General features: G+C 43.5%; 10 protein-coding genes. 6 read left to right on the plus strand and 4 right to left on the minus strand.

What is annotated here, in order from left to right; genetic code table 11:
- Positions 1 to 493: 493 nt before the first annotated feature.
- The 5 genes from DI53_RS11125 (at position 494) to DI53_RS11145 (ending at position 8,856) form a co-directional block, all read left to right on the plus strand.
- Complete coding sequence (locus DI53_RS11125) at positions 494 to 1,552, plus strand: efflux RND transporter periplasmic adaptor subunit (RefSeq protein WP_037499204.1); 1,059 nt, start codon at positions 494 to 496, stop codon at positions 1,550 to 1,552.
- 11 nt (positions 1,553 to 1,563) lie between these two features.
- Entirely contained in the window at positions 1,564 to 4,641 is a 3,078-nt protein-coding gene (locus DI53_RS11130; protein WP_037499206.1) for an efflux RND transporter permease subunit, read from the plus strand.
- Positions 4,642 to 4,645: 4 nt separating this feature from the next.
- Positions 4,646 to 5,953 (plus strand): TolC family protein, encoded by a 1,308-nt coding sequence (locus DI53_RS11135; protein ID WP_241462408.1) that lies wholly within the window; start codon positions 4,646 to 4,648, stop codon positions 5,951 to 5,953.
- Positions 5,954 to 6,226: 273 nt separating this feature from the next.
- Positions 6,227 to 7,642 (plus strand): Gfo/Idh/MocA family protein, encoded by a 1,416-nt coding sequence (locus tag DI53_RS11140; protein ID WP_052072347.1) that lies wholly within the window; start codon positions 6,227 to 6,229, stop codon positions 7,640 to 7,642.
- Between the two features lie 131 nt (positions 7,643 to 7,773).
- Positions 7,774 to 8,856: a formylglycine-generating enzyme family protein gene (locus DI53_RS11145; RefSeq protein ID WP_037499376.1), complete on the plus strand. Its 1,083-nt coding sequence runs from the start codon at positions 7,774 to 7,776 to the stop codon at positions 8,854 to 8,856.
- A 54-nt stretch (positions 8,857 to 8,910) separates the two neighbouring features.
- Here DI53_RS11145 and acs read toward each other — a convergent pair whose 3' ends face one another.
- Positions 8,911 to 10,827 carry an acetate--CoA ligase gene (gene acs / locus DI53_RS11150; RefSeq protein ID WP_037499208.1) on the minus strand — a complete coding sequence of 639 codons (1,917 nt, stop codon included), beginning with the start codon at positions 10,825 to 10,827 and terminating at the stop codon, positions 8,911 to 8,913.
- A 173-nt stretch (positions 10,828 to 11,000) separates the two neighbouring features.
- On the opposite strand from acs, the gene DI53_RS11155 reads away from it, so the two are divergent.
- Positions 11,001 to 11,873: a UbiA prenyltransferase family protein gene (locus DI53_RS11155; protein ID WP_037499211.1), complete on the plus strand. Its 873-nt coding sequence runs from the start codon at positions 11,001 to 11,003 to the stop codon at positions 11,871 to 11,873.
- Here DI53_RS11155 and DI53_RS11160 read toward each other — a convergent pair.
- Genes DI53_RS11160 through rsmA form a run of 3 tightly spaced genes read right to left on the minus strand, consistent with a single transcriptional unit; the run spans position 11,857 to position 14,741 of the window.
- Positions 11,857 to 12,792, minus strand: coding sequence for an NAD(P)-dependent oxidoreductase (locus DI53_RS11160; protein WP_037499214.1), 936 nt, complete (start codon positions 12,790 to 12,792; stop codon positions 11,857 to 11,859). The genes DI53_RS11155 and DI53_RS11160 overlap by 17 nt on opposite strands.
- On the minus strand, positions 12,792 to 13,952 hold the full coding sequence (locus tag DI53_RS11165; protein ID WP_037499216.1) for an FAD-dependent monooxygenase: 1,161 nt from the start codon (positions 13,950 to 13,952) through the stop codon (positions 12,792 to 12,794). The genes DI53_RS11160 and DI53_RS11165 overlap by 1 nt, the downstream gene beginning before the upstream one ends.
- A 9-nt stretch (positions 13,953 to 13,961) precedes the next feature.
- Entirely contained in the window at positions 13,962 to 14,741 is a 780-nt protein-coding gene (gene rsmA, locus DI53_RS11170; protein WP_037499219.1) for a 16S rRNA (adenine(1518)-N(6)/adenine(1519)-N(6))-dimethyltransferase RsmA, read from the minus strand.
- Positions 14,742 to 14,751: the final 10 nt, after the last annotated feature.

The raw sequence follows: 14,751 nt of genomic DNA on the forward strand, positions 1-14,751 counted from the left end.
CTATCTCAATACCCACTACGCACTACGCAATACTGAAAATTGCCGCGTCGTCGTATCTCCTCCTCGCAATGATTCCGGCTCTTCTGTCAGACTTACTATCTCAATACCCACTACGCACTACGCAATACTGAAAATTGCCGCGCCGTCGTTCCTCCTCCTCGCAATGCTTCTGGCTCTTCTTTCAGACTTACTATCTCAATACGCACTACGCAATACTGAAAATTGCCGCGTCGTCGTTCCTCCTCCTCGCAAAGACGGTGATTTTCGCATTACGCAATACCTATTACCCAATTCCAAATACTAAGTACTATAATCTATCTACTACTATCTATTCTCACTACGCATTACCCCACTACGCATTTCTCCTTTTAACTAATATCAACTAATATTTATATCCACTGCCATTTTGTGTTAAGATTTTTACAAGTCGATTCGAGCAATTTGCGGTATCTTGTGCCATATTTTCAAAACCTTTTGTCCACATAAGACAGCCATGAGTAAGAAAGTTTCTATAGTGTTGATTGCCGTTCTTGTTATAATAGGAAGCTTGGTGGCGTACCGTATAATGGTCAATAATAAAAAGGCTAATAGCGGCGGCGGCGGGGGCAGATCGTCAGAATCAAAGGTTTACGGTTTCGTCGTACAGGGCAAACCTTTCTCCGATTTTCTATCATTGACCGGTTCTATAGAGCCAAATGAAATCGTCAGTTTACGTTCTGAAATTTCAGGTATTGTGGAAGAATTAAACTTTTCTGAAGGAGGTAAAGTCGGAGAAGGTCAAGTATTGATTCGTATTAATGATGGTGAGCTCCGTGCGCAATTAGCACAAGCAAAGACACAAAATATGCTTTCTGCCGAAAATGAAAGACGGGCTAAATTACTATTAGAGAAAGAAGCAATTAGTCAGGAAGAGTATGACATTGCAAGTGCCGAGTTTCGAACAGCACAATCTCAGATACAGTTGATAGAAGCCCAATTAAGACGAACGGCGATTAGAGCACCATTTTCGGGAACCATCGGATTACGAAACATTTCTAAAGGAAGCTATATAACACCTACGACAGATATTGCACAGCTTGTGAATATAAGCAAGGTAAAATTACAATTTTCCATTCCAGAGAAGTATGCCAGTAAGGTGAAGATAGGGAGTAATGTGCGGTTTACTGTTCAGGAAATTGCGAAGGAATTTTCAGCTCGGGTGTATGCAATAGAACCTATTGTAGAGTCGGCGACGCGTACGCTAAGGGTGCGAGCACTAGCAGATAATGGCGACAGCCAGTTGATTCCTGGTACATTTGCTAATGTAGTTTTTCCTTTGGAGACGATTGAAACGGGTTTATTGGTGCCAACAGAAGCATTGATCCCCATCCAAAATGGCAAGAAATTATTCGTTCAGAAGGCCGGTAAAGCTTCCGAAGTTTTGGTGGAGACTGGCGGAAGGACCGATGCAGAGGTTCTTATTTTGAAAGGTATCAGGGCAGGTGATACGGTATTGACATCAGGAGTAATGTCCTTGCGGGACGGCAGTCCGGTTACCGTTACACTTCGATAAAAAGCAGCGAAATGAGTTTATCGACACTAAGCATAAAGCGGCCGGTTCTAGCAATTGTAATGAACCTCATGCTGATTCTATTCGGAATCATAGGCTATACATTTCTGGGAATCCGAGAATATCCATCCATAGATCCTGCGCAGATATCTGTACGTACCAACTACTCCGGTGCGAATGCAGATATCATTGAATCGCAGATCACAGAGCCCTTAGAGAAGTCCATCAATTCGATAGATGGTATCCGTAATATTTCTTCCTCAAGTAATCAGGGGAGCAGCAACATCACCATCGAATTTAATTTGGGCAAAAACCTCGAAGAAGCGGCTAATGACGTTCGCGATAAAGTGTCGCAGGCATTGCGAAACTTACCACAGGATATTGATGCTGCACCTGTTGTTTCAAAAGCTGATGCGGATTCGGAACCCATTATTACTATGACGGTGCAGAGCACAACGAAAAATGTGCTTGAGCTATCTGATTACGCTGAAAATGTTATTTCCCAACGGCTACAAACTATTCCAGGGGTGAGTTCCGTGCAGATATGGGGTCAGCGAAAGTATGCCATGCGTCTATGGATCGATCCGAACCGCTTAGCAGCATATGGACTAACGGTGCTGGATGTCCGTACCGCGTTAAATAGTCAAAACGTGGAGCTGCCATCAGGCAAACTTACGGGTGCAAATACCGAATTGGCGGTGAAGACGATGGGCAACCTTGCCACTGAAGCTGAATTCAACAATATTATTATTAAATCGGATGATAACAGAATCATTCGTATGGGCGACGTGGGAACTGCTGCTTTAGAAGCAGAAAATTTCGAGACCAAGATGTCCGACTCTGGCTATCCAATGGTTAGCTTAGCGATTATCCCGCAGCCGGGAACAAACTATTTGGATATAGCAGATCAATTTTATTTGGAGTATGATAAGTTACAGAATGACCTGCCACCGGGGTTTGATTTAAACATTGCCATAGACAACACCCAGTTTGTAAAAAAAGCAGTGCTTGAGGTTTTAGAAACATTGGCGATAGCCATCGTCCTCGTTGTATTGATAATCTATTTGTTTTTCAGAAATTGGGCCATTGCGTTTCGACCGTTGATTGATATTCCAGTGTCACTGATTGCTACATTTTTCATTATGTATCTTTGCGGCTTCTCCGTCAATGTATTGACACTTTTGGCAATTGTTCTGGCGACGGGTTTGGTGGTGGATGATGGTATTGTCGTCACGGAGAACATTTTTAAAAAGGTGGAAGAAGGCATGTCGCCAATCGAAGCAGCGATAAAAGGCTCTAATGAGATTTTCTTTGCGGTAATCTCCATTTCTATTACATTGGCCGCGGTTTTCTTACCTGTTATCTTTTTAGAAGGTTTTGTAGGTCGGCTCTTTCGGGAGTTTGGCGTTGTCATCGGTGCTGCCGTACTTATCTCTGCGTTTGTGTCTCTGTCGCTCACCCCGATGCTCAATGCTTACCTCATGAAGGGTGGTGAACAACGCGTATCGAAGTTTTACGAAAAAACAGAGCGATACTTCGTCATGATGAACAAAGAATATGAGGAGTCTTTACGGGGATTTCTTCGTTTCAAATGGCTAAGTTTTGCGGTGATTGCAGGCTGTTTTGTTTTGATATATTTTTTCTATTCGGTGCTTCCGAAAGAGACGGCTCCATATGACGATCGAAGTTATTTGAGTTTACGTGTGACAGCGCCAGAGGGAGCCTCGTATGACTATATGGATCGATTTATGACGGATCTTACGCTCCTGATTAATGATTCTATTCCCGAGAAAAAAGTTAGTTTGGTCATCACATCTCCCGGCTTTGGTTCCTCATCGGTTAACAGCGGGATTGTTCGGTTGGGGCTTGTTCAGCCAGATGAGCGAGCGCGTTCGCAGGAAGAAATCAGTAACCATCTGTCTGGAATTACTAAACAATATTCCGAAGCTCGGGTGGCAGTATCGCAGCAGCCTACTATTTCAGTGAATAGGCGTGGTGGTCTTCCGATACAGTATATTATCCAGGCGCCTAATTTCCAGCAACTCGAAGAAAAGATACCTGTTTTCATGGATGAGCTAAGTAACAACAATACGTTTTCTATGGTTGATGTTAATCTGAAATTTAATAAGCCCGAAATATTTGTTACGATAGACCGTGTTAAAGCGCAATCTTTAGGCGTTTCTGTTCTTGATGTCGCTCAAACCTTGCAGATGTCTCTTTCAGGGCAACGTTTCGGCTATTTTATGATGAATGGCAAGCAGTACCAAGTGATGGGGCAGTTTGACAGGAAAGACCGTGCTACCCCAATGGACCTAGCCTCCATGTTTGTGAAAAGTCAAAGCGGGCAGTTAATACAGATGGATAACATCGTGACTATGGAGGAGCGAAGTAGCCCGCCGCAGCTTTATCATAACAACAGATATATGTCTGCAACGGTATCTGCGGGCTTGGCACCGGGCAAGAGCATGGGTGATGGCATCGAGGCGATGGACGCTACGAAGGAGAAAGTTCTGGACGCAAGTTTCACAACGGATCTAGGTGGTGAAGCACGTGATTTTGTGGAAAGTGGATCGAATACGATGTTTGCGTTTGGTTTGGCTGTATTGCTTATCTTCCTGATTCTTGCCGCGCAGTTTGAAAGCTTTATCGACCCAATTATTATTTTGCTCACGGTACCGATGGCTGTAGGTGGTGCCTTATTTTCACTGTGGCTGTTCGGACAAACTTGGAATATCTTTAGTCAGATAGGTACCATTATGCTTATCGGACTAGTAACGAAGAATGGAATCTTAATTGTTGAATTTGCGAATCAACTTCGGGATCAAGGGTTGGATAAATACCAGGCTGTGGTCACCGCCTCAGAAGCGCGTTTGCGTCCTATTCTGATGACTTCGTTGGCTATAGCCTTGGGCGCACTTCCTATCGCACTTTCCTTAGGTGCAGCATCCACAAGCCGTATAGGTATGGGGGTTGTTATCGTGGGTGGAACGATGTTTTCCCTTATATTAACCTTGTACGTTATCCCAGCTTTTTATTTAATGATGTCAAAAGCAAGGAAGAGGAGACCAGAATTTGATGAGATTGAAGCATAATGTCATGAGTAAAGTATTTTTTTTATTTTTTTTGTCGTTCGGCTTGTGTGGAAAAATGGCTTGGAGCCAAGAGATACTGCCTGTGCGTGAAGCAGTAGATATCGCTCTTGAAAACAATTACAATATCCGCCTGGCAAAAAACACGCAACGTATTGCGAAAGAGAATAATACCTATGGTACAGCCGGCATATTACCTACAGTAACCGGAAACTTAACACAGAATAATAGTATTCAAAACTCCAATCAAATTCAAAATAATGGCTTAGAGCGAGCTTTGGATAATGCAAGAAATAATAACTTAACCTACGGAGTGAACATTGGCTGGACAGTTTTTGACGGATTAGGCATGTTCGCTAGATTGGATAGACTGCAGGAACTGGAGAAGCAAGGTGACCTCGAAATGAAGCGCGCTGTGCTAACTACCGTAGGTGATGTCATTACCTTGTATTACACTATTGTCGAGCAACAGAATATGTTGTCAGCATTGGATTCCAATATCCATATATCAAATGAACGTTTGCGAACCGCACAGAATAGATTTTCAATAGGTAAAGCAGCCAAGCTCGAGGTTTTAAATGTGCAAGTAAATTTAAATGAAGACGTTTCTATGCGCTTACGCCAAGCGGAAACCGTAAAAAATTTAAAAACATCGCTAAATGGACTTTTGGCGAGGGAGTTAGACATTGATTTTTCTGTGGATACACTTGTCACTATTGATGGTGCGTTGGTATACGCGGATTTGTTGGATCAGGCCGATAGGTTTAATCCCGATTTGCAGCTTATCGTCCTTAATAAGAGATTAGCGGAGCTCGACTTAAAGAATATAAAAGCAGCTCGATATCCGGTAATACGCTTGAATACCGGCTATAACTTTTCACAGTCGGAATCCAGTTTGGGATTTGTTGCCCAATCCAATTCAAGGGGATTCAATTACGGTGTCACGGCGGCCGTGAATATCTTCGACGGCTTTAATCAAAGGCGTAACGAACGCATAGCCAAAATACAAATTGATAACGCGGGTTTATTGATTGAACAACAACGGCTTTTGGTTCAAACGAACCTTAGGACAGCTTACGAAACTTATCTCACCAACTTGGAGTTGGTAAAACTGGAAGAAAAAAACGAAGATATCGCCCGGCAAAACTTAAACATCACGCTGGCCAAATACACCATTGGCTCTATTAGTGCTGTAGAATTTCGGGACGCGCAGGAGAATTTCATTGCCGCGCTCTCTCGATTCAATACTGCACAACTGCAGGCGAAGTTATCCGAAGTACAACTAAAAGAATTGATCGGTCAGATCGATATCTGAGCAATACAAAATAGCTCCTTTTTCTCGTAAGAAAGCGCGGACGACCTGCTCAGAAAAATTGAGCAAACGTTTGCTTTACAATTTCATTTCTATTTCATTTTTAATAAAACTATACTTGTATAACAAAGCTGGTAAATAGCTTTTTACAATACCATTTATATCCCTTTTCATCGACATGTGAATAGGTTGTATTGAACTGTTTAGTTTGTTTTAAAATAGGTGATTTAAGGGGGGCGCTTATTGCCCCCTTTAATGTACATGAAATTATCAACTATGAACTCCAATAGAAGAGATTTTTTAAAGAAGGCTTCGTTACTATCTAGTGTCGCCGTTTCGTTACCTGCACTCCATCAAAATGCTTTCGGGGCGCAGGGAGGTTTTAATATGAGCGGATATGCAGCGCCAAAAATCGAGAAGGTGAGGGTTGCTGTCATCGGCTTGGGGATGCGTGGCCCAGGCGCTGTTGACCGATTATCCTATATCGAGGGCGCAGAGATCGTGGCCCTGTGCGATAAGCATGCAGATCGCGTAGCGAAAGCTCAAAAGATATTGACGAATAAGGGTCTGAAGGAAGCTCAATCATTTTCTGGTGAAGATGGCTGGCAACAGATGCTGAAAGAGGTTGAGCTGGACTTGGTATATATCTGTACACCGTGGCCTTACCATGCGCCTATGAGTATCGCCGCCATGAAATCAGGAGCGCATGCCGCATGCGAAGTGCCCATTGGCCTTACTGTAAAAGAGTGTTGGGAAGTAGTTAAAACCTCCGAGGAAACGAAGAAACATTGCATGATGCTGGAAAATTGCTGCTATGACTTCTTTGAGATGCTGACATTGAACATGGTCCGACAAGGACTATTTGGCGAATTGATTCACGCAGAGGGCGCTTATATCCATGATCTATTGGATCTTAATTTCAACAAAAATGGGTATGACAACATGTGGCGCCTTCGGGAAAATATCAAGATGAATGGTAATTTATATCCTACACATGGCTTAGGACCGATCGCGCAGTGCATGAATATCAACAGAGGAGATCGCATGGCACACCTTGTCGCTATGCAGTCGAATGACTTTATGATGGCTGATAAGGCGCGTGAACTGGCTGCGTCAGATGCTTTTTATCAGGAATTTGTTGGTAAGAAATATCGTGGAAATATGGATACCACTTTGATTAAAACGGAGAAAGGAAAAACGATGATGCTGCAACATGATGTGACATCACCAAGACCTTATTCTCGTCTTCATGTGGTCAGTGGTACCAAGGCTTTTGCCCAAAAATACCCAGAAGAACGCATTGCCTTCGGACACAGTTTTATAAAAGAAGACGAGTTAAAAGGATTGTACGAAAAGTATACGCCGGAACTGATTTCCTATATCGGTGAACAAGCTAAACAAGTAGGTGGGCATGGCGGCATGGACTTTATGATGGACTGGCGACTGATCGATTGTCTACGAAACGGCTTACCACTCGATCAAGATGTCTATGACGGGGCTTCATGGAGTGTGATCGTGCCTTTAAGTTGTGAGTCTGTTGCAAGAAATAGTAAAACAGTGGCTATTCCAGACTTTACGAAAGGAGCTTGGAAAACAAATAAACCCCACGATCTAACATTGAACGGTGGAGGCAATACGGGTATTCGACCAAAAGTCAATAAAACGCAAGATAATCAGTTAAACGTGAAGTAAGAAGGATTCACGCATTGCGCTGACTGCTATCCCCCCAGAGTGAGTGCCCTCCTGAATCGTTGTATTCTTGGAGGGCATTTGTTATTTTATTGCTTTTTATTTTCCGTGTAAATAATGGTATATTGGAAGCTATGAATCGCATAACCTACCTCGTCTTTATTTCCCTGGTTGCTTGTACGGGACGCAACTCTGGGACGAATCAGACAAGTACAACTTTTCCTTCAGACTCTGTCGCTGTTTGCCATATTGGGGGCATACCATCTCGGTTTACGTTGGCTCGACAAGATTCAATAGTGGTCAGAAAAGGTGCAGACGATGCAAATATGGTATTCATTCAAGGAGGGAAATTCCAGATGGGGTCGGCTTCTTTTCAAGATGCGCAGCCTATTCACGAGGTATCACTTCACTCATTTTATATGGATGAGCATGAAGTAACCAATGCGCAATATGCCAAATTTGTTAAGGAAACAGGCTATGTGACGGTAGCAGAGCAACCGCTGAATCCCGAAGAATTTCCCGGAGTAGATCCAGCTTTGTTAGTGCCGGGAGCCGCGGTATTTACACCCAACAAAGATATATCTGGCCTTAACGACCATTTGCAATGGTGGACTTATGTACCAGGCGCGAATTGGAAACATCCGGAAGGACCCCATAGCTCAATAAAAGGAAAAGAGAGCCATCCTGTTACGCAACTGGCCTACCAAGATGCCGAAGCTTATGCAAAATGGGCAGGAAAAAGACTTCCCACAGAGGCGGAATGGGAGTATGCCGCCAAAGCGGGAAAGCACACTAACGAACCTTATTATTGGGGAAATGAAAAAAAAGAAGATGGAAAATGGCTGGCAAATATTTTTCAAGGGACATTTCCTGCTAGCAATACTTTAGAAGACGGTTTTGAGACGACAGCGCCTGTTCGCTCATTCCCGGCCAATGCTTGGGGTTTGTACGATATGGAAGGAAATGTTTGGGAATGGTGTTCGGATTTTTACCGCGCCGACGCTTATTTTGCCAACAATAGTAAGGTCAACCCAACAGGACCGAAAGAATCTTATGATCCGCAGGAACCTGGTTTAGTAAAACGCGTGCAACGTGGCGGCTCCTTTCTGTGTAATGATGCATACTGTGAGCGATACAAAGCAGGAAGCCGAGGTAAGGGTGAAGTGAACAGCCCAACCAACAACGTAGGCTTTCGATGTGTAAAAGATATCGAGTAGGAAAGAATAGGCTATGGTGTGTCAACAAAGCTAACACACCACAGCTAATGCTACTTATTTATTAAATTCCTTCGCTCCTTCGATGATAGATTCCACCACAGTAGGGTCTTGTAAGGTAGACGTATCACCCAGATTTTGCGTTTCGCCCTCCGCTATTTTCCGTAAAATTCTACGCATAATTTTTCCGGAACGTGTTTTTGGTAGGTCAGCTACAAATTGGATAATATCAGGCTTGGCAATAGCGCCGATAAGGCGGGATATCGTTTGTAGGATATCTTTTCTGGTGCTTTCCGCATCAATATGATGATTAGCGATCACATAAGCATAAATTCCTTGTCCCTTTACCGGATGCGGATATCCTACAATTGCAGACTCCACCACATCAGCATGCATGTTGATTGCATTTTCCACTTCGGCTGTGCCAATACGGTGCCCTGAAACGTTTAATACATCATCTACACGACCGGTTATTTTATAATAGCCCTCGGGATTTCTATAACATCCATCACCCGTAAAATACTTATCTGCATAGGTTGAAAAATAGGTTTGTTTGCAGCGTTCATGGTCACCCCAAGTCGTGCGCAACATCCCCGGCCAAGGAAATTTAATACACAGATTTCCAGAAACATCATTTCCTTCAATTTCTTGTCCCTGTTCGTCCATCAAGCAAGGTTGTACTCCTGGTAATGGCAACATGGCATAGCCTGGTATGGTGGGAGAGATACCCGCCAAAGCAGAAATTAAAATACCACCATTTTCGGTTTGCCACCATGTGTCTGCGATGGGGGCCTTTCCTTTGCCCACTTTATCATGATACCAATGCCAAGCCTCCTCGTTTATTGGCTCGCCTACAGATCCTAATTTCTTGATGCTGCTTAGGTCTTTGTCTGCGATAAACTCATCGCCAAAGGCCATTAATGAGCGTATGGCGGTAGGGGCGGTGTAGAGAATGTTTACTTTATGCTTTTCTACGATATCCCAAAGACGGCCAGCATCTGGATAAGTAGGCGTGCCCTCAAAAAGTACAGAAACAGCGCCCTGTGATAGTGGGCCATAAACAATATAGCTATGGCCGGTGATCCAGCCTATATCTGCTGTACAGAAATAAACTTCCCCAGGCTGGTATTGAAATACATTGGAAAAGGTGTAACCGGTATAGACCATGTAACCACCTGTGGTATGGACCACGCCCTTAGGTTTACCAGTAGAGCCAGATGTGTAGAGGATAAACAAGGGGTCTTCAGCATCCATTTCTTCAGCTGGGCAAGGCGGATTGCCTTGTGTCTCTACCTTTTTTATTTCATCTTCCCACCACACATCGCGGCCCTTTATCATAGACACCGGCGTGCGTGTTCTTGTTAATACAATAACCCGTTCTACTGATTTACATTGCATCAAAGCATCATCGACAATAGACTTGAGCTCTAACACTTTGCCCGCCCGAAAGCCCCCATCTGAAGTCACAACAAGTTTGCACTCAGCATCGCTAATGCGGTCGGCAATAGATTGTGCGGAGAACCCGCCAAATACAACGGAATGGATAGCACCTATGCGTGCGCAGGCTAAAACGGCAATAACAAGCTCAGGCACCATCGGTAGATAGATGCATACCCTATCGCCTTTACTTATATTATTGTTTTTAAGTACATTCGCAAAAGTCTCTACTTTATCCAATAACTGCTTGTAAGTTAAAATGCGGTGTGCCTCATTTGGATCATTTGGTTCCCAGATAATGGCTGGCTTGTCACCCATATTATATATGTGACGATCCAGGCAGTTTTCAGTGATATTTACCTTTCCACCTTCAAACCATTTAATGTCAGGTTCGGAGAAGTTCCAGTTTAGGACATTCGTCCACTTCCTTTTCCAAAAGAATTTTTCTGCAATTTCTCCCCAAAATCCTTCTGGGTTTTCGACGCTATGCTTGTATGCGTCTTGATATTCCTCAAAACTTTTAATCTGTAGGTTCATATTATGTGGTGCAAAATAATTTTACTTATTCAATAAAGACATCTATTTATCTGTATATGTCTGTTATGAATACGTATAAGCTAATTTAGTTTTTTTTGCCATGAATGCCAATCTTTTTGTCGGATAATTGATGCCTGTAAAGGCACATTAGCTAACTATTGGTATATTTAGCTATGAATGCGTTGCGGCAAAGCTATTACTTCCTTATCCATACGAACTTGCTTATCGCGGGAGCAGCAATGGCCCAGTGTGCATTAACCTATCTTTTTTTTAATGTGCCGTTCGACTACGCGATGATAGCGATCGAGGGTTCCGCTACCTTGGTATTATACAACTTCAGTTTGCTCCTTTCACGACCCAAAGATCCAAGCAAGTCCATATATAAACGAACTCGCTGGGTATTTAAGAATGAATGGGTGCTATGGTTGAATAGCTTGATAGCCATCTTGATTTTGGGCTATTCGGTTTTCTATATACATTTCTACAGCCTCCTCTTTTTGGGCGCGATTGGCTTATTTAGCATCGCCTATTCTTTTCCGGTGTTTCCCTATCAGGGGAAGAAGGTAGGCCTGAGGCAGTTGCCAGCGATGAAGATATTTCATATTGCGCTCGTGTGGACATTGAGTTCAGTTTGTCTTCCAGCTTTCGAGTTATTCCTGAACGATGTACATATCGATAGCCATCGTTTGGTGCTACTGTTCGCACTTAAGTTTATTTTTCTACTTATATGTACATTGCCCTTCGATATTCGAGACATCAAACAAGATTCTTATTACCACTTAAAAACCATACCTAATATCATTGGTGCGCAACGCGCTATCCGATTGTGTTACATGTTGTTGGGTTTGCATAGCTTTTTTGTAGCGTTGACGATATTTCCACTGCCTCTTAAATTAGGAATTCTTAGCACAAATTTTTTGATAGGAATTACATTGCGCACGGTAGTTTTTCGCAATGCTGACCGGTACCACAATGCGTATCTGTTAGATTTTGCATTGGTGGTACAGTTCATTATGGTTTTCTTCGCTTTTAGACTATTTGATTAAATGCAATGATTTTATCTGCCAGGATAGCCGATAGCTTATAGTAACTTTCGAAGGTCCAGCCCGCAACATGCGGACTTAGCAATACGTTATCACGGCTGATCAGGTCGTCAAACCAAGCTTGCTCGCTCAGGGCTGGGAATTTTTCAACAGGCAAAACATCAAACGCTGCGCCCAGAATTTTTCCATTATCCAGGTAATGTAACACAGCTGAAATGTCAGCAATGCCGCCGCGCGCGCCCATCAAAAAGAATATTGGCTTTCGGAAATGGAAAAGGTATTCCCTGTCGACCATACCTTTTGTTTCGCGGGTGAGTGGAATGTGAAAACTAACTATGTCTGCAAGTTTTACTACTTCTTCCATAGAGACTTCTCGCGCGTACTGATCGGAAAATCCAGTCTTGTATTTATCATACGCAATAATTTGAACATCAAAACCGGACAGCTTTTTGGCCATAGCTTGGCCGTTATGGCCATAACCGATAAGCGCCACCGTTCGGCCTTTGAGTTCGTAACCTCTATTTTCTTCTCTAAGCCACTGCTGCTTGCAGATTTCGCGATGGCCCCGATTTAGATTGTTCATTAAACTTAAAAGCATGCCTATCATATGTTCGCCTACGGCATCTCGGTTGCCTTCATTTGCCGGGATAAGTGTTATTCCCTTCGTACGTGCATAGTCTTCATCAATATTATCCATTCCCGCACCTGCGCGTGCTATAAATTGCAGGTTTGTAGCTTTATCAATAAAGTCCTTATCGACCTGAAATTTAGAGCGTATGATGAGTCCTGTATACTTACTAACGACTTGTTCGGCTTTCGTTTTATTACATTCTGGTTGGTAGTCAAAACGGATAGCTGCGCCTTCCAATTTCTCCAGCAGTACCTCATGTACATCATCAACGATTAAAATAGATTTTTGCATTACTTTTTGTTAATAGACATAAAATCTTCCTTCAGTAATTTTTGCAACTGAATTTGTTTGATTTTTTCCGGCAGCATACGCATAGCTGTATTCCTGATCGTGATAAACAATGGGTTGTCCCATTGGGCGATCTTGCCTATTTGCCACGAGGTATTTGTGATATAGCGGGTGCGCTGCAGCCGGCGGCGGTTGAAGTTTTTAAAAGCATCCACGAAGTCGGGCTTATGGCGCAGCTCATCGACAAGAACTGCGACGTCTTCAATCGCCTGACAGGCGCCCTGCCCTAAGTTAGGCGTGGTAGCATGCCCAGCATCGCCAATATAGAGTATGCGGCCGTCAGCAAGATTGTCCAATGGCTTTATATCGATAATATCGTTCCACAGAAGGTCTTCATCTGACGTATGTGCCAATATCTCACTAACATCGGAATGGTAGGTGCTAAAGTGCTTTTGTAGATCTGCGACGCGATAGTTTCGGTAGGTATTGCTATTGGGCGCGGCATTGATACAGGCATACCAATAAAGCTTGTTATTGACTAGCGGTGTCATGCCAAAGCGGCCTTTCGCTCCCCATGTTTCCGAACCTCGTTTAATATTGACTGAGCTATTGTCTATAACAGCGCGCCAGCAGGTATAGCCAGAATACCGCGGTTTCGAGGAGGGAATCATTTGCTGACGAATAGGCGACTTAACGCCGTCGGCTACAATTAATGCGTCCGCTTCCACGCTACTTCCGTCAGTAAAATTGATGACGACTGTTCTGTCCTTTTTACGAACATGTGTAGCCTCTTTCCCTAAGTTGAGCGTGTCTGCTGGCAGCTGTGCCAATAAAAATTGATGGAGGTCGCCGCGATGGATAGAAAAGTTTTTTTGATGATAGTTTTGGGTGATATCTCCCGTTGATGGCGTTACCAAAACCCTTCCGTCTTGGTCGAGAATATTGTAGGAAGGAAGAAAGTGTCCGATCTGCTCAACGCCTTCGCGGAGGCCGAGGTAGTCAAACGCTTGCATGGCATTGGCCGCTAGTCCAAATCCAGCGCCGATCCCGCGCAATAACTGTACGCGTTCAAAGACTTGTGCGCGAATGCCAAGTTTATGCAATCCTATTGCTGCGGTCAATCCGGCAACGCCTCCGCCTATAATTGCTACCTTCGACTCCATGGATATATATTATAGCACCGCGCTGATTTCTCTTGTAAGGCTTTCAAAGTCGGCTACGGAAAGGCGCTCAGCGCGCAATTCATATAGTGGGTTATCACTCATTTTGTCCTTTGGAACAACGGCTGATAGCGAATTGCGCAGTGTTTTGCGACGCTGATTAAAGGAAGCTTTGACAACCCTCCAAAATAATTTTTCGTCGCAATCTAGCGTATCCCGTTTGTTCCTGGTCATCTGCATCACACCGGAAAGTACTTTCGGCGGCGGATTAAATGCGCCGGCTTTGACGGTGAAAAGGTATTGCACATCGTAGTAAGCTTGTAAAAAAACGCTTAAAATTCCATATTCTTTGCTTCCCGGTTTCGCCACACAACGCTCGGCGACTTCTTTTTGAAACATACCCACCATTTGCACGACGCGGTGTCGCTCGTCTAAAATCTTGAAAAGGATCTGGGAGGAAATATTATAAGGGAAATTACCAATGATAGCCATCGGAGACTCAAAATGCTGTCCGAAATCCAGATTTAGAAAGTCGCCGTGTATAAGTCGATGCGCTAACTGTGGGTATCTATCTGCCAAATAACGTATAGATTCATCATCGATATCAATAAGCCAAGTTTCGTAAGCATCCTTTTCCAACAAAAAATCAGACAAAACACCCATACCCGGACCTACCTCCAAAACTTGTCTGAAGCCTAGTGCCGGATCCAATGCTTCCACGATTTTCTGGGCTGCACCCTTGTCGTTTAGAAAATGTTGTCCGAGATGTTTTTTTGCGCGTACTGTACTCATATTCTTTGTT

The organism is Sphingobacterium deserti (assembly GCF_000757725.1).
Lineage (GTDB): Bacteria > Bacteroidota > Bacteroidia > Sphingobacteriales > Sphingobacteriaceae > Sphingobacterium > Sphingobacterium deserti.